We start from the raw sequence: 17,333 nt of genomic DNA on the forward strand, positions 1-17,333 counted from the left end.
ATTAACGAACCCCCTCTTGTTGTTTTTTTGGTTTTTCATCTTTTTTCTTTGTGTAGTCGCGTTTACGCGGTTTAATTAACGATACGTCTACCTCTTCATAATGGAAAGAAGGAGCCGTTTTCTTATCCACAAAAGATGCCATTGTTGTTTTTAAGAATTCTTCATCGTTACGATCTGGGAAATCTGGCTTATAATGAGCACCGCGACTTTCGTTACGGTTGTAAGCTCCTAGCGTTACAACACGTGAAAGCTGAAGCATGTTTTGCAACTGACGAGTAAATGTTGCCGCTTGATTACTCCATTTAGCTGTATCATTAATGTTAATACGATCATAGCGTTCAATTAATTCTTGAATCTTTTCATCTGTTTTTAACAGTTTGTCATTGTATCGTACGACTGTCACGTTGTCAGTCATCCATTCCCCTAGCTCTTTATGAAGAACGTATGCATTTTCTGTACCTTGAAGATTCATGATATTGTTCCATTTCTCTTCTTCTTCTTTCACATGACGATCATATACGCTTGAAGAAATAGCATCTGCGCTCTTTTCTAAACCATTGATGTATTCAACCGCTTTAGGACCGGCAACCATACCACCATAAATAGCTGATAATAATGAGTTTGCTCCTAAACGGTTCGCTCCGTGCTGTGAATAATCACACTCACCAGCTGCGAATAAGCCAGGAATATTTGTCATTTGATCGTAATCCACCCATAAACCGCCCATTGAATAGTGTACGGCTGGGAAAATTTTCATTGGTACCTTGCGCGGATCATCGCCCATGAATTTTTCATAGATTTCGATGATACCTCCAAGTTTAATGTCTAGCTCTTTTGGATCTTTATGTGAAAGGTCCAGATAAACCATGTTCTCTCCGTTGATTCCTAACTTCTGCGCTACGCAGACGTCAAAAATTTCACGAGTTGCAATATCACGAGGTACTAAGTTACCGTATGCAGGATATTTTTCCTCTAAGAAATACCAAGGTTTACCGTCTTTATATGTCCAAACGCGTCCGCCTTCTCCACGAGCAGATTCACTCATAAGACGAAGCTTATCATCTCCTGGGATAGCAGTTGGATGAATTTGAATAAACTCTCCGTTTGAATAATATGCACCTTGCTGATACACGATAGATGCCGCTGAACCTGTATTAATAACTGAGTTCGTCGATTTTCCAAAAACAATTCCAGGTCCACCTGTAGCCATAATAACCGCGTCAGCTGGGAACGTTTTAATTTCCATTGATTTTAAATTCTGTGCAGAAATTCCGCGACAGCTGCGCTCATCGTCAAGAACAGCACCTAAGAATTCCCATCCTTCGTACTTTGTCACAAGTCCGGCAACTTCATAACGACGAACCTGCTCATCTAATGCGTACAATAATTGTTGACCCGTTGTTGCTCCAGCAAAAGCCGTACGGTGATGCTGCGTCCCGCCAAATCGTCTGAAGTCTAACAAACCCTCAGGAGTACGGTTAAACATAACACCCATGCGGTCAAGTAAGTGAATAATACCAGGAGCTGCTTCACACATTGCTTTTACAGGTGGCTGGTTGGCTAAAAAGTCTCCGCCGTACACTGTGTCATCAAAGTGTTCCCATGGTGAATCTCCTTCACCTTTCGTGTTTACGGCTCCGTTGATTCCACCTTGCGCGCAAACTGAGTGAGATCTTTTTACCGGAACTAGTGAAAATAAATCTACTTGCTTGCCAGACTCAGCAATTTTTATTGTTGCCATCAAGCCAGCTAAACCGCCACCGACTACGATGATTTTTCCGTTACTCATCGGAACCCCACTCCTTCAAAACCTTAATTTTATGCAAATGCGAATAATGTACGAACACCTACAAATGTAAGTGCTAAGAAGATTGCTAATGTCACATAAGTTGAAATTCTTTGAGAACGTGGTGTTACAGTTAACCCCCAGCTAACTCCAAATGACCATAGACCGTTTGCAAAGTGGAAGATCGTAGATACAACACCAACTATGTAGAATGCAAGCATTGCCGGGTTGCTTAAAATTCGTTCCATCATTTGAAAATCTACTTCTTTTCCAAGCGCAGCTTGTATTCTGGTTTCCCATACGTGCCATGTGATGAAGATAAGTGTGATTACACCTGAAACACGCTGAAGGATAAACATCCAGTTACGGAAAAAACCGTAGTTGTTAACGTTTGTTTTAGCAGTGAATGCGATGTAAAGACCGTATATTGCGTGAAAAACGATTGGTAAGAAAATAATGAAAATTTCTAGAGCATAGCGGAAAGGTAAGCTCTCCATGAAGTGAGCTGCTTGATTAAATGATTCTTCTCCCTTTGTCGCGAAATGATTCACAACTAAATGCTGTGTTAAGAAAATCCCGATTGGTATTACCCCAAGTAATGAATGGATTCTCCGATATTGAAACTCTCTGTTTGCCGCCATCTGCGTAGACCCCCCTTAGTTAAATGAACATAGTTTGTGAAGAACTTTCTTACTCCCACTAGACAAATAGATTAATCGTGAATACAGGAAATGAAAACCTTTGCATTTCCTAATAAAGTATGTGACAGGTTAATTTTACTCCCATCGATTAAGAGCGTCAAGGCAAGATGTTTAAATCTTCTATAAAATATAAATTTATAAAATTTTATATTTGTTAACGCTTACTGTATTGATGTTACAGATTTTTTCTTTCTATTATAATATTGCTTGCCACAAATAAGTAAGCGTTTACTTTATGCTTTTATTGTAAACAAGTTCACAAAACATTTACACAGGTAAAAGTACCCTTTTAAAAGGTATATTATGGATTTTTCATCTTTACATCTAACTCTTTTTACCATAATAAAGATCCTCTTACATTTTATTAAAAAAATGCGTGAGAGGTTTTTTAGATTTGTATATAATAGTAGTAAAGAAAGAGGGGAAAGCATGAGCAATTTACAAACAGAATCACAGCAAGAACTTGAAGAGACGATGGAAACATCAGAACCTAATGTCACAGCTGAAACAGAGAGAACTCTTGATCACGTTTCATATTTCGGATACAGCCTTTTGCGTGACGTGTTAATTCCAGAGCTTCTTGGAGACGAAACAAATACCATTTCATACTGGGCAGGAAAACACCTTGCTCGGAAATACCCATTAAATACAATGGATGAAATCGTCGCTTTTTTTAAAGCAGCTTCCTGGGGAACACTGACGCTTGCAAAAAAAGATAAATATTCACTCGAGCTTGAGTTATCAGGTGATGTGGTCAGCAAAAGATTTCAGCAGGAAACTTGTTCGTTTCATCTTGAGTCAGGATTTGTGGCTGAACAGATTCAGCGTCAAAACAACTGCCTAACAGAAGCCTACTTAACACATAAAGAAAAGAACGGAAAAGTGCTGATTTCCGTGCAGTGGGACCGAAAAGATATCTTACCTACCGAAACACGCGCGGAGCGTTATAAAAAGTAGGAAATACGTATATATAAAAGACGTGGAGATACCACGTCTTTTTTCTCTTCTTTATACTTGCACTGCTTGCTGCTCTTCTAATTCAAATGCTACGTGAAGCGTCTCAACAGCTTTTACCATATCAGCATGCGGTACAACTGTAGATACTTTAATTTCAGACGTGCTGACCATCTTCACTTCAATTTTCTCTCCTGCCAGCACTTCAAACATTTCGGCTGCAACGCCTGGATTAGAAATCATGCCAGAGCCGACAATTGATACTTTAGCCAAACCGCTTTCATGTTCAATACGCGTATATCCCAAAGTAGATTTATACTCTTTTAAGACGGCAAGAGCGGCGTCTACGTCTACGGTTTTAATAGAAAATGAGATAGAGAGACGATTATTAGCCGTTACGTTTTGAATAATAATGTCCACATTTAACTGTTCTTTTGCTAATGCTGTAAAAATAGTAGAAAGAGTTTGCAACTCGTTGTTTAACCCTTCAATTGTCACTCGTGAAATATTATCTTCAAACGCAATTCCTCTTACGACTAAGTTTTGTTCCATTGAAACTTCCTCCTCAACAATCGTTCCATTCTCGTTTTCTAAGCTTGAACGCACTTCTAGCGGTACCTGATAATTTTTTGCAAACTCAACAGCGCGCGGATGCAGCACCCCTGCTCCCAAATTAGCTAATTCTAACATTTCGTCATATGAAATAGAGTGAAGCTTACGAGCATCTTCTACATAGCGCGGATCTGTCGTAAACACTCCTGTTACATCTGTATAAATATCACATTTTGCAGCTTTTAATGCTGCGGCAAGAGCTACTGCCGTCGTGTCAGAGCCGCCTCGACCTAATGTTGTAATGCTACCATCTCCTGAACAGCCTTGGAATCCAGCTACTACTACGATTCGGCCTCTATCTAATTGGCTTTGAATACGAGTCGTGTCAATGTGCTGGATTCGTGCATTGCTGTGAACTGCTTCCGTCTGGATACCAGCTTGCCAACCTGTTAGCGAAGTTGCTTCATACCCTTTATATTGAAGGGCCATTGTTAACAGGGAAATCGTTACTTGTTCTCCAGTTGTAAGAAGCATATCCATTTCGCGTTTGCTTGGACTGTCCGTAATATCACTTGCTAATTTCACCAGTGCATCTGTAGTTTTGCCCATTGCCGATACAACAACAACTACTTGGTTACCGCGCTCTGCTTCTTGAATAACACGGTTTGCTACATGTTGGATACGTTCAACAGAACCAACAGATGTTCCACCAAATTTTTGAACGATTAATGCCATAATTTTGTTCATTCCTTTTCAATAAATTTGCATATGCAGGATGATGAGAAGCTAAATTTTTTTACTCAGACAATAAAAAAAGCAATGAGATGAGCTCTCATTGCTTAACGAACGAAAATTATAAAACATAACCGTCCACTGCCGTGAGATAGCTCTCCAAGAATCTACATCTTGACAATCCTACGTTTATTCAACGCAGAACCAGCAATCATTACTATGAGGTAATGTTCACTTCGGCAAATTTCCCTTTCCGCATCATTCATAAGAGCTCATACCCTTCCTGATACGTACTGATTAAATTTGCACCTCTATCTTCACTTCATTTGATGAAGTGTCGTATGAAATTAGTTAATAGCTTATCAAATATTTTCTATTATTTCAAGACTATTTTTGCAATGTTTCATAAATTTTTTCAGCGATGTTTTGAGGAACACCTGAATTTCGAATATCATCAACCGTTGCTTCTTTCAATTTTTTCACCGAACCAAAATACTTTAACAAAGCTTTTTTACGTTTTTCGCCCACTCCCGGAATATCGTCCAGAACAGACTGAAAAGCGGACTTAGAGCGCACTTGACGGTGGAAGGTAATCGCAAAACGGTGAACTTCATCTTGAATTCGCTGAAGCAAATAAAATTCTTGACTATTGCGTTCGAGCGGTATGATTTGAGGAGGCTCACCAATCATCAGGTTGGAGGTTCTGTGCTTATCATCTTTGACAAGACCTGCTGTAGGCACTAAAAGTCCCAATTCATTTTCGAGAACGTCCTGTACTGCAGCTAAATGCCCTTTGCCTCCATCTACAACAATTAAATCTGGAAGCGGAAGACCCTCTTTTAACGCTCTGGAATACCGTCTGCGAACGACTTCTCTCATGGAACTGTAATCATCTGGTCCCTTTACGGTCTTAATTTTATATTTGCGATATTCTTTCTTTTCCGGTTTCCCATCAACAAAAACAATCATCGCAGAAACGGGATCTGTCCCTTGAATATTTGAATTATCAAATGCTTCAATCCGATAAGGAGCGGCAATTCCAAGCTCTTCTCCTAACCGTTCAACTGCGCCAACCGTGCGCTCTTCATCTCGTTCAATTAAATAGAATTTTTCACCGAGCGCAATTTTTGCATTTTTACACGCAAGTTCTACTAATTCTTTCTTTTTGCCTCGCTTTGGATGCTGAACCTCTACTTCTACTAATTTCTCAGCCAACTCTGCATCAATCGTTGCTGGAACCATTACTTCTTTTGGCTTAATATTTTTGGCATAAAACTGACCGATAAAAGTTAAGAAATCTTCTTCTGGCTCTTTATAAAAAGGAAACATAGAAACTTCTCGCTCAATTAACTTCCCTTGGCGAATAAAGAAAACTTGAACACACATCCAGCCTTTATCATAAGAATAGCCAAACACATCTCGATTGACAAAATCATTAAACGTTACTTTTTGCTTTTCCATTGTCGCTTCGATATGAGCAATTTGATCTCGATATTCTTTAGCCCGTTCAAAGTCAAGTTCTTCTGAAGCTTTTAACATTTTTTCAGTTAATTCTGTTTTGACATGCTCATATCCACCATTTAAAAACCGCGTGATATTTTCAATAATTTGTTTGTTTTGCTCTTCTTTTACTTCTTTTACGCAAGGAGCTAGGCATTGCCCGATATGGTAATACAAACAAGGTCTGTCTGGCATGGTAGAGCACTTTCTTAATGGATAAATGCGATCAAGAAGCCGCTTTGTTTCATTTGCAGCTTGAACGTTAGGATAAGGCCCGAAGTATTTCCCTTTATCTTTTTTTATTTTTCTTGTAATAACAAGTCGGGGCTGCTTTTCAGCTGTAATCTTAATAAAGGGATAACCCTTATCATCTTTAAGCATGATATTGTATTTTGGATCATGCTTTTTAATTAAATTCATTTCTAAAATAAGTGCTTCTAAATTAGAAGATGTGACGATATATTCAAAATCGACAATGTCGTTTACAAGTCGAAGCGTCTTTCCGTCATGAGATCCGGTAAAGTAGGAGCGCACTCGATTTTTTAATACTTTTGCTTTTCCTACGTAAATGACCGTTCCATATTTATCTTTCATCAAGTAACAGCCGGGCTGATCCGGTAAAATAGCCAGCTTTTCTTTTAAATAATCGTTCATATTTTTCTCCTTCCTCTTCTCTTACTCTGTCCATCTATACATTCGCTTATGAAGCGTAATCTACATTCTTTCCTGCTTTACAATACATGCACATAAGCCGGATTTATGGCGGTGTTCCTTACATCTAGTATAAAACAAACGAACGCATATTCGCTAAATAAAAGTATTCCCAAAAGAGAAAAAGTGGAGAAAAAGAAAAAACCTAGCCTGAGCTAGGTTTTGACTTACGCGTGTTTATTAATTAATTCTGTTAATGCTTCTTTTGGTTGGAAACCAACTACTTGGTCAACTTTCTCTCCATCTTTAAATAATACTAAAGTTGGGATACTCATAACACCAAATTTTCCAGCCGTTTCTTGGTTTTCATCAACGTCTACTTTCACGATTTTAACTTTATCGTTAAGTTCGCCATCGATTTCTTCAAGAACTGGAGCAATCATTTTACAAGGGCCACACCATGGTGCCCAAAAGTCAACAAGCACTAGGCCTGATTTAATTTCATCTGTAAAGTTTTTATCTGTAGCATGTGCAATAGCCATTTTAATTCCTCCTAAATATATGCAATATCCAAATTCTACTCACAGTATATCACCTTCAAATAAGGTTTGCTAACTTTTTGCTTACATTTATACTGTTTATTCTCCGCTCTAGTTTGTACAATTCACATAAAAACATACGTAGAAAATTTCGTTTTCCATGAGGCTGAGACATAACGAAATGAATCCTATCTAAAGACGAACGAATAGTATACAAGGGCTGAACCGCTTGCGACACCGCAGATGATTTCTGTGCAAGACTTTGCTTTCTGCAGGAGTCTTCGCCTTGCCCTCCAATCAACTGCTAGAAAGACCCACACACATGAAACCTGCGTTTACCCTAACAAAAAAACGAACCACTAATCAAACATCTTGATCAATGGTTCATTTTTCACTTCGTCTAAAATCCTTTTGTCTCAGCCTCTTACGCAGACTGTACTTTCAGCTTTTTGAATTCTTCCGTTAGCAGAGGCACCACTTCAAATAAATCTCCAACGATTCCGTAATCAGCTACTTTAAAAATATTCGCCTCAGGATCTTTGTTAATGGCAACAATAATTTTTGAATTTGACATGCCGGCCAAATGCTGAATGGCTCCCGAGATTCCGCAGGCAATGTATAAATCTGGTGTGACTACTTTGCCCGTCTGACCGATCTGAAGAGAATAGTCGCAGTAATCTGCATCGCACGCTCCGCGAGACGCCCCAACAGCTCCATTTAACACGTCCGCTAGTTCTTGGAGAGGTCCAAAACCTTCCGTGCTTTTTACACCTCGACCACCTGCAATCACGACTTTTGCTTCGGATAAATCAACCCCTTGCGTTGCTTTCCGTACAACTTCTTTTACAACTGTACGCAGGTTTTTGATTTCAACATTTAAATCCTCTACATCGCCTGTACGTCCCTCATCTTTTGCAAGCGGTGAAATATTATTTGGACGAATCGTGACAAACGTAAAAGCATCGGTCATGATTTTCTTTTCAAATGCTTTACCAGAATAAATTGGGCGGGTGAAGACTACTTGATCCCCTCCAACTTCTACATCCGTCACATCTGAGATAAGTCCTTTGTCTAAGCGAGCTGCCAGTTTTGGCGCTAGGTCTTTGCCAAGAGCCGTATGGCCAAATACGATAGCTTCAGGTTGTTCACTTTCAATGATGGCTAATAACGCCTGAGCATAACCATCCGATGTGTAAGCAGCTAAATCTTCATGCTCCGTCACAACAACTTTATTCGCTCCGTATGCAATAAGCTCTTCACTTAAAGCTTTTACGTCCTTTCCTACTAACGCTGCAACAATTTCCCCACCGTCAGCTACAGTAGACGCTGCGGAAATCGCTTCAAACGATACGTTTCGTAATCCCCCATCACGTGCTTCTCCTAGAACTAACACTTTACGTCCCATTGCAATACCCCCATTGTTTTAACTTTTGACTTATTAAATGACTTTTGCTTCTTTATGCAGTAAATTGACCAGTTCTGTCACTTGATCTTTTATATCTCCTTGTAGTACGCGTCCTGCGTCTTTTTTCGGAGGCAAATAAATTTCAATTGTCTTTGTTTTTGCTTCTACATCATCTTCATCTAAATCTAAATCATCCAATTCCACTTCAACCAACGGTTTCTTCTTCGCTTTCATAATCCCTGGAAGAGATGGATAGCGAGGTTCGTTAAGTCCCTGCTGAGCTGTTACTAAAAGAGGAAGCGACGTTTCGATAACCTCGGAATCACCTTCCACATCGCGTACAACAGTCACTTTTTCACCTTCGATATCTAATTTTGTAATCGTCGTAATATAAGGGATTTCTAACTGTTCTGCTACGCGCGGTCCCACTTGGCCCGAACCTCCGTCAATCGCTACGTTTCCTGCCAAAATTAAGTCAGGAGATTGTTCTTTTAAGTACTGTGCCAGCAGCCTAGAAGTCGTGTACTGATCGCCATCTTCTATGTCATCTTCCGTATTGATTAAAACCGCTTTATCTGCTCCCATAGCCAAAGCTGTTCGGAGTTCTTTTTCTGATTCTTCCCCTCCTACACTCACGACCGTAATCTCCCCGCCATGCTTTTCCTTTAGCTGAATAGCTTCTTCAACTGCATACTCATCGTAAGGATTAATAATAAATTCAGCCCCATCTTCAACAATTTGACCATTTTTTAATGAAAGTTTCTCCTCTGTATCGAATGTTCTTTTTACTAACACGTAAATATTCATTCAATTCCCCTCCTAAGCTTATTTTCCTAAAAATTTAGGCTGGCGCTTTTCAATAAAAGCGGCTACGCCTTCTTGAGCATCCCTGCTTTTGAATACGCTTCCAAAAAACTGCGCTTCTTTTTTGATGCCGCTGTAATAAGCATCTGTTTTTACATGCTGAAGCAGCTGCAAGGTGGCTTTAACAGAGATTGGGCTTTTTTTGGCAATTTTTCTAGCAAGTAAAAATGTTTCATTGATAAGCTGACTTTCTTCAAAAGCTGCATTTACCAATCCTAACTCCACTGCCTCGCTTCCGGATATTGGATCACTTGTCAGCATCATCTCACAAGCCTTATGAACTCCTACATAACGAGGTAATCGCTGAGTTCCTCCAAATCCTGGTATAATCCCTAACTGAAGCTCAGGCAAGCCCAGCTTAGCATTTTCTGTTACCAAACGGATATGGCAGCTCATAGCAAGCTCCAACCCTCCGCCTAAAGCAGCTCCATGAATAGCTGCAATCACTGGTTTTGGGTAATTTTCAATATACTCAAAGAGCTCTTGACCGTTAACAGCAAGCTTCTCGTATTCTTTTTCCTGCTGAAGTGATGTGAATTCTTTTATATCAGCACCGGCACAAAAGAATTTCCCTTCACCTTTAATGACGATAACCCTTGTCTCTTTACTATCTTCTAAATGTTTTAAAACACTTGAAAGATCTTTTAATAAGTCTTGAGACAAAGCGTTAGCAGGTTGTCTATTCAACGTAATGAAACTTATTGCATCAACAGTTTCAACCTGGATAATTTCCATTTGTTTACGCCACCCTTTCTTTCTATTTTCATTACCTTGCGCTTTTCCCCTCGCAGGGGAGCAGCAGGCTCACTTACGATTATGAGCCGCTGCAGCCGTTTAACAGCAGGGAATGGACTTTATCTACCGATTCTATTAGACCATATCGATGATCGTTCATTACCCATGTTGTGACAGTTTCATCAATCGTTCCAAAAATCATCTGTCGCGCAAGACGAATATCTATATTTTCAGAAAACTCACCCGTTTCGATTCCTGTCTGCAAAATAGAATCAATGAGAGTCAGATAATCTTTTAATACATCGTTAATTTTCAATCTTAAATCTTTGTTCGATTGACGCAGTTCGAGCTGGGTCACTGTAGCTAAATGATGATCCTCCGCTAGAAACGAAAAATGTTTGTCAATTAACACATGAAGTTTTTCTGCCGCGGTTTCAATTCCCGCCAGTTCTTCATAAATTTTTTCTACAAATTGTCCCATCTTCTCTTGAAACAAGGAAATCAAGACATCTTCTTTGTTTTTAAAATATAAATATATCGTACCGTCTGCAACTCCAGCCTGCTTAGCAATTTTAGAAACCTGAGCATTGTGGTATCCGTTTTCTGCTATTACTACTACAGCTGCATCGATAATCTGTTTATACTTTGGCTTATTTCTTCTCAATCTTATACGCTCCTTTAAAATATGAATGATTATTCATTCATATCTTTATAATAAAGAAACCGCAAGTATCTGTCAATTATGTTTCAGGAAAAAAATCAAAGGCGACGATCGATTACGTCGCCTTTTTATGCTTTTCATTTTCTTCATCAATCAGCGCTCGTCGCAGAATCTTACCGACCGCTGTTTTGGGAAGCTCATTTCGAAATTCATAAAGGCGCGGAACTTTATAAGCAGCTAAATACTTTCTAGAAAACTCATTTAACTCTTCTTCAGTACATCTTACACCATTTTTTAATACAATGTAAGCCTTCACCGTTTCTCCTCTATATGGGTCAGGAACACCCACCACTACAGCTTCTTGAATTTTTTCATGCTCATATAATACTTCTTCAACTTCTCGAGGATAGATATTATATCCCCCGGCAATAATAATATCTTTCTTCCGATCTACTACATAAAAATAACCTTTATCATCCATATAGCCAACATCACCTGTTAGCAACCATCCGTCTCGCATAACAGCCTCCGTTTCTTCAGGCTGCTTCCAATATCCTTTCATTACCTGAGGACCTTTAACCGCAATTTCTCCTACTTCGCTTACAGCAGCTTCTTTACCTGTTTCAAACGAGAGAATTTTGGCATCTGTGTCTGGCCAAGGCACTCCAATGCTTCCTGGTATCCTCTCTTTCCAAAGAAAATTAGCATGAGTAACAGGAGAGGTTTCCGTTAATCCATATCCTTCCACTAATTTACCTCCGGTGAGCTTTTCAAACTGCTCCTGCACTTCCACAGGAAGTGGAGCCGAACCGCTCATACATGAATCAATAGAAGATAAGTTGTATTTTGCTAAATCAGGATGGTTTAATAATGCAATGTAAATCGTCGGCGCACCTGGAAATAAAGTAGGCTGCTGCTTATGAATGGTTTTGAGCGTCGTTTTTGCATCAAATTTAGGCAGAAGAACCATCTCATAGTTTTGCAAAACCGATAAAACAAGAACCGTTGTTAAACCATACACATGAAAAAATGGGATAATTCCAAGCACTTTTTCTTTTCCATGCCTGCAGCGGTATAACCAATGTGAACACATCGTTGCATTGGCTACCAAGTTTTTATGAGTAAGCATGACTCCTTTTGGAAAACCTGTTGTTCCCCCGGTGTATTGTAAAATCGCGATATCTTCGTCTGAAATTCCCTCAGCGTTACATACTGCGGGAGAGGATTCATCTATAATACGTTTAAATAAATGAGTAGTCTCCGTATGACTCACATCCACGCTTATCTTCTGCTGTTTGCGCTGAATAAATGGATACATTATGTTTTTGGGAAATGGGAGATAATCTTGAATAGAGGTGATGACTACGTGTTTTATTTTTGTTAACGCTTTCATTTTTACTACACGCGGATATAGCAAATCGAGTGCAATAATCATGGTCGCTTCTGAATCATTAAGCTGATACTCTAACTCTCTTTCCGTATACAAAGGGTTTGTTTGAACGACTACTCCTCCGGCAAGCAGAACCGCATAAAAGGAAATGACAGCTTGAGGGCAATTTGGAAGCATAATGGCTACTCTATCCCCTCTTTTTAATCCCAGTTCAATAAGGTAAGATGACAGCTTCAGAGAATCTTGATGCAGCTGGGAAAACGTCATTTTTTTCCCTAGAAAATAGATTGCGCTTTTTTTAGGATCCTTTTGAACTGCTTCTTCAAAAAGCTGTGCTAAATTTTTTTGTTCATAATGAAGCCTAGCAGGTATTTCATCCGGATATTGAGAAAGCCATATCTTTTCGGTGGATTCCACACGCATCCTCTCCCTCAAAAAAAATAAAAAATTAGAATTTTCTAATTAAAATTATAGTTCATTCTTTTTTTAGATGCAATCGTTATTGAATGTTCTCTTTCCTACCTAATCACTCTTTCATCCTGCAGCGTAATAAATAAAAATTGGATTTACCCCTGTACATTATCCGAATTTTTTGTATATAATAAAAATTAGATTTTTTTAAGGAGCTGTATGAATTGACAACAACATTGACTAAAGGACCGTTCAAAGCAGATCACGTTGGAAGCTTTTTGCGTCCCGAGCGTATCAAACAAGCACGATTACAAGTGGAAAACGGGGAAATGACAAAGAAACAGCTTCGAGCAATTGAAGATGAAGAAATTCGTAAACTCGTAGAAAAGCAAAAACAAATTGGATTAAAAGCCGTCACAGACGGTGAGTTTCGCCGCGCGTGGTGGCACTTTGATTTTCTGTCAGAGCTTGTTGGCGTAGAACTTTACGAAGCAGAGTCCGGAATTCAGTTTCACGGAGTCCAAACAAAAGCTCACGGTATAAAAGTGACTGGAAAACTAGATTTTAATCACCACCCTATGATTGAAGATTATAAATTTCTTCATCAAGCTGCTGGAAAAGAACACGTAGCTAAGTTCACCATTCCAAGTCCTAATATGCTATTTTTCAGAGGTCATATTGAAGAGTCTTCTTACTCGGATACGGATGTATTTTTTGCTGATTTAGTTAAAACATATCAAAAAGCCATTCAAGCATTTTATGATGCCGGATGCCGCTATTTACAGTTAGATGATACTGCGTGGGCAGTCTTTTTCTCAGAAAAAGGACAAGAACAAATCGCGTCAAAAGGTTTCACGCCCCAAGAATTACTGAAACGTTTTACAAATGCGATCAATGAATCCATTGCGCATAAGCCAGATGATATGGTCATTACAATGCATATTTGCAGAGGGAATTTCCAGTCCACTTATACAGCAAGCGGCGGATATGAAAATGCGTCCAAAGCTATTTTCAGTCAGTTAAACGTAGATGGACTATTTTTAGAATTTGATGATGAACGCTCAGGAGGATTCGAACCTCTTCGACATGTAAAGCGAGATGATCTTCAGATTGTCCTTGGTCTTATCACATCAAAATTTGGAGATTTAGAAGATCCTGAAGCAGTGAAAAAACGAATTGCTGAAGCGGCAGAATTTGTTTCTCTTGATCAAATTTGTTTAAGTCCCCAGTGCGGATTTGCTTCTACAGAAGAAGGAAATTTACTAACTGAAGAACAGCAGTGGGATAAAGTAAAGCACGTGATTTCAATTGCTGAAGACGTATGGAAGTAGTCATTAAAAAAGCTGACCTGCTTTAAGGTCAGCTTTTTTGCTGTCATCATGATGTTAGGAAAAGCTATATAGATAAATAGATAAGACCAATAAGCATAAACACTCCGCATAAAACGAGTAAAATTTTCGCTAACTTCTCCATGACTCTCTCCTATCCTATCCCTGCTCCTATTACATAGGACATACCGATTGAAATAACAAGTGAAATAAACCCAACGGCTCTGTTATCTTGTTCAATTTCGTCATCGATTCGAAATTTCGGCGTCAAAAATTCGAAAATAAAATAGCTGACTAGTAAAAGAACGAATCCATATATTCCCCACCCTAGCATTCTTAACAAGTTGTCGTTATGCTCAATCGAATAGCGAAAAATATTAGCTAATCCAAATATTTTTCCACCTGTTGCCATCGCAACAGCCATATTTCCTTTTTGAATCTCTTCCCAATTCTTATACTTAGTAACGAGCTCAAACACAACAAGAAAGACGACAATGCTCAAGACAACCACGCTGTAATAAGCGGCGGATTCAATATACGGGTCTTTCCAAAAATCCCTCATTTTTGCATCACTCCTAATTTATATTACGCTCCACGTAATGAACTGACAGGTCTCTTTCCTTTACTTGTATCGTTCTTAAAAGAGATAGAAAACCCAGCATAGTCCATGAGCCATGTCGGATTTTCTATCTTCATATATGCTTGTTCAGCGCATCGACTGACACCTTTATTTCAGCACTCTTTTATTTAAATTCCACAACCGTAACGCCAGAACCTCCTTCAGAAGCTTCTCCGAAACGAATATTTTTGACAGAACGATGATTTTTCAAATATTCCTGTACACCTTTACGAAGAGCTCCAGTTCCTTTACCGTGGATAATCGAAACGCGCGGATAGTTGGCTAATAAAGCATCATCAATATATTTTTCAACTCGAATCAGCGCATTTTCATAGCGCTCTCCTCTTAAATCCAGTTCTAGATTTACATGATAATCTTTTCCTTTTACCGTAGCAAGCGGCTTCGTTTCTACAGGTTTTGGAGAACTGATATATTCGAGGTCTTTTTCTTTCACCTTCATTTTCATAATTCCCATTTGTACTTGCCATTCATTATTGCTTACTCGTTCCACAAGCGTTCCTTTTTGTCCCCAGCTTAAGACTTTCACTTCATCTCCAGCTTGAAGAGTGCGCTCTTGTTTTTTCGGCACAGCCGGTTTCTTTTTACTTTTTTCAAGAGTTGGAACTGCATCTTCTAGACGCTTACGCGCCTCAATCAATTCATGCTCTTTTACAAGCGCATGATTTTTTTGACTCATTTTACGCAAATCGCTAATGATTTTCTCTGCTTCTTCAGATGCTGCTTTAACTGTGGCTTGAGCTTTTTCTTCAGCTTTTTCGTACAGCTTATCTCGTTTTTCATTAAACTCAATAATCTGACTCTGTAATTCTTTATGAAGCTTCTGAGCCTCTTTTCTTAGCTCTTCAGCTTCTTCTAGCTCGTGTTCAGATTGACGACGGCTATCTTCAAGAGAGGCAATCATATTTTCTACTTTATTTGTTTCTGAGCCAATATAGCCTTTGGCACGTTCAATTACTTCAGCACTTAAACCTAAACGTTTTGAAATCTCAAAAGCATTGCTTCGGCCCGGTACACCAATCAGCAGCTTGTAAGTAGGGCTCAATGTTTCAATATCGAACTCTACGCTAGCATTGACCACTCCTTCACGGTTATAGCCGTACGCTTTTAATTCAGGATAGTGAGTAGTCGCAACTACGCGAGCGCCTCTTTCATATACTTGATCTAAAATCGAAATCGCAAGCGCTGCACCTTCTTGAGGATCCGTTCCTGCTCCCAATTCATCGAACAAGACCAGACTTTCGTGATCTACTTTTTGTAAAATATCTACAATGTTGACCATATGAGATGAAAAGGTACTCAAACTTTGTTCAATCGACTGCTCATCTCCAATATCAGCAAATACGTGTTTAAACACAGCCATTTCCGATCCATCCAGCGCAGGAATCTGCAAACCTGCTTGAGCCATTAACGTAAATAATCCAAGTGTTTTTAACGTTACGGTTTTACCGCCGGTATTTGGCCCTGTAATAACGATAGACGTATATTGATCACCTAGCTCAATATCATTGGCAACGACATCTTCCTGTGCAATAAGAGGATGTTTTGCCTTCACTAACTTAATATAGCCTCGATCGTTCATTTTAGGTTTTGAAGCTTTTAGCTCATGGCTATAGCGCCCTTTAGCAAACATGAAGTCCAGCTCACCTAACAGATAAACGTTTTGACGGAGTTCATTTGCCACTTCCGCTACCTGAACGGTTAAAGCAATGAGAATACGCTCAATTTCTTGTTTTTCTTTTACTTTTGCTTCTTGAAGCTCATTGTTTAACGTCACAATCGCCTGAGGCTCAATAAATAAAGTTGCTCCGGATGAAGACTGATCGTGCACAATGCCTCCATACGCACTGCGATATTCTTGCTTAACAGGAATAACAAAACGTTCGTTTCGAATGGTAACAATTGCATCTGACAACATTTTTTGAGCAGACGAGGAGCGAATAAGGCTCTCTAGCTTTTCTCGAATACGAGACTCCGTTGAGCGAAGTTTTTGACGAATGCCTCTTAGCTGGTCGCTTGCACCGTCTAGCACTGTACCATTCTCATCAATACTCATTTTAATTGTTTGTTCTACCTCAGGAAGAGGCATTAGTTTTTCGATATGTTCAGTTATAATTGGAAGCTGTAAATCTTCGTCTTCCACTACTTGCTCGATAAACTGCTTGACTTGTCTTGCAGCATAAATAGTGCTTGCTACATCAAGAAGTTCATTAGAGCTTAGCGTTCCCCCAATTTCAGCGCGCTTCACGCTAGGTCGAACGTCAAAAATGCCCCCTAGCGGTACGTTGCCACGCAATCGCAGCACGGTTGTAGCTTCATCTGTTGCTTCCTGCCATTTGACTACTTCTTCATACTGAGTCGAGGGAATCAAATTCGCTACTTTTTCTCGGCCTAAAGAAGAAGCTACTTTTTTCTGAAGCTGTTCCTTAACTTTATTAAACTCTAGTACATGAAAAATACGTGATTGCAAAACTGATTCCTCCTGTT

14 protein-coding genes and 1 riboswitch are annotated in these 17,333 nt (G+C 39.3%); of the genes, 2 read left to right on the forward strand and 12 right to left on the reverse strand.

Annotated elements, in window-relative coordinates; all coding sequences use genetic code 11:
• Window position 1: 1 nt before the first annotated feature.
• A complete protein-coding gene (gene sdhA, locus ACFX4R_RS15370; protein WP_013059399.1) occupies window positions 2-1,789 on the reverse strand; it encodes a succinate dehydrogenase flavoprotein subunit in 1,788 nt (595 codons plus the stop codon).
• A gap of 29 nt (window positions 1,790-1,818) precedes the next feature.
• On the reverse strand, window positions 1,819-2,427 hold the full coding sequence (locus ACFX4R_RS15375) for a succinate dehydrogenase cytochrome b558 subunit (protein ID WP_013059400.1): 609 nt from the start codon (window positions 2,425-2,427) through the stop codon (window positions 1,819-1,821).
• Window positions 2,428-2,916: 489 nt separating this feature from the next.
• Between ACFX4R_RS15375 and ACFX4R_RS15380 the strand changes: the two genes are divergently transcribed.
• Entirely contained in the window at window positions 2,917-3,444 is a 528-nt protein-coding gene (locus tag ACFX4R_RS15380; protein WP_013059401.1) for a YslB family protein, read from the forward strand.
• Between the two features lie 51 nt (window positions 3,445-3,495).
• On the opposite strand, the gene ACFX4R_RS15385 is transcribed toward ACFX4R_RS15380, so the two are convergent.
• The 8 genes from ACFX4R_RS15385 to ACFX4R_RS15420 all read right to left on the reverse strand — a co-directional run bounded on the left by ACFX4R_RS15385 (window position 3,496) and on the right by ACFX4R_RS15420 (window position 12,893).
• A complete protein-coding gene (locus tag ACFX4R_RS15385) occupies window positions 3,496-4,728 on the reverse strand; it encodes an aspartate kinase (protein ID WP_043976041.1) in 1,233 nt (410 codons plus the stop codon).
• Between the two features lie 141 nt (window positions 4,729-4,869).
• A riboswitch (Lysine riboswitch) is annotated at window positions 4,870-5,047 on the reverse strand.
• Window positions 5,048-5,112: 65 nt separating this feature from the next.
• The gene (gene uvrC, locus ACFX4R_RS15390) at window positions 5,113-6,879 is read right to left on the reverse strand and encodes an excinuclease ABC subunit UvrC (RefSeq protein WP_013085164.1); all 1,767 of its coding nucleotides are present in this window, start codon (window positions 6,877-6,879) and stop codon (window positions 5,113-5,115) included.
• 224 nt (window positions 6,880-7,103) lie between these two features.
• On the reverse strand, window positions 7,104-7,418 hold the full coding sequence (gene trxA / locus ACFX4R_RS15395) for a thioredoxin (protein WP_013059404.1): 315 nt from the start codon (window positions 7,416-7,418) through the stop codon (window positions 7,104-7,106).
• Window positions 7,419-7,839: 421 nt separating this feature from the next.
• Window positions 7,840-8,820: an electron transfer flavoprotein subunit alpha/FixB family protein gene (locus ACFX4R_RS15400; protein ID WP_013085165.1), complete on the reverse strand. Its 981-nt coding sequence runs from the start codon at window positions 8,818-8,820 to the stop codon at window positions 7,840-7,842.
• 33 nt (window positions 8,821-8,853) lie between these two features.
• Window positions 8,854-9,627 (reverse strand): electron transfer flavoprotein subunit beta/FixA family protein, encoded by a 774-nt coding sequence (locus ACFX4R_RS15405; RefSeq protein ID WP_016765685.1) that lies wholly within the window; start codon window positions 9,625-9,627, stop codon window positions 8,854-8,856.
• An 18-nt stretch (window positions 9,628-9,645) separates the two neighbouring features.
• Window positions 9,646-10,419 (reverse strand): enoyl-CoA hydratase, encoded by a 774-nt coding sequence (locus tag ACFX4R_RS15410; protein ID WP_322552447.1) that lies wholly within the window; start codon window positions 10,417-10,419, stop codon window positions 9,646-9,648.
• A 79-nt stretch (window positions 10,420-10,498) separates the two neighbouring features.
• The gene (locus tag ACFX4R_RS15415; protein ID WP_013059408.1) at window positions 10,499-11,083 is read right to left on the reverse strand and encodes a fatty acid metabolism transcriptional regulator FadR; all 585 of its coding nucleotides are present in this window, start codon (window positions 11,081-11,083) and stop codon (window positions 10,499-10,501) included.
• Window positions 11,084-11,195: 112 nt separating this feature from the next.
• Window positions 11,196-12,893 carry an AMP-binding protein gene (locus ACFX4R_RS15420; RefSeq protein ID WP_237074111.1) on the reverse strand — a complete coding sequence of 566 codons (1,698 nt, stop codon included), beginning with the start codon at window positions 12,891-12,893 and terminating at the stop codon, window positions 11,196-11,198.
• A 212-nt stretch (window positions 12,894-13,105) separates the two neighbouring features.
• Here ACFX4R_RS15420 and ACFX4R_RS15425 point away from each other — a divergent pair, with 212 nt between their 5' ends.
• Window positions 13,106-14,212, forward strand: a complete 1,107-nt coding sequence (locus ACFX4R_RS15425; protein ID WP_322552448.1) for a 5-methyltetrahydropteroyltriglutamate--homocysteine S-methyltransferase — start codon at window positions 13,106-13,108, stop codon at window positions 14,210-14,212.
• Window positions 14,213-14,363: 151 nt separating this feature from the next.
• Here the strand turns inward: ACFX4R_RS15425 and ACFX4R_RS15430 are convergent, their stop codons facing one another.
• Both ACFX4R_RS15430 and ACFX4R_RS15435 read right to left on the reverse strand, forming a co-directional pair.
• Window positions 14,364-14,771 carry a DUF350 domain-containing protein gene (locus tag ACFX4R_RS15430; RefSeq protein ID WP_013059411.1) on the reverse strand — a complete coding sequence of 136 codons (408 nt, stop codon included), beginning with the start codon at window positions 14,769-14,771 and terminating at the stop codon, window positions 14,364-14,366.
• Between the two features lie 181 nt (window positions 14,772-14,952).
• A complete protein-coding gene (locus tag ACFX4R_RS15435; protein WP_013085170.1) occupies window positions 14,953-17,316 on the reverse strand; it encodes an endonuclease MutS2 in 2,364 nt (787 codons plus the stop codon).
• Between the last annotated feature and the right edge of the window lie 17 nt (window positions 17,317-17,333).

The sequence above is a fragment of the Priestia sp. YIM B13490 genome, assembly GCF_042787735.1.
GTDB classification, from domain to species: domain Bacteria; phylum Bacillota; class Bacilli; order Bacillales; family Bacillaceae_H; genus Priestia; species Priestia megaterium.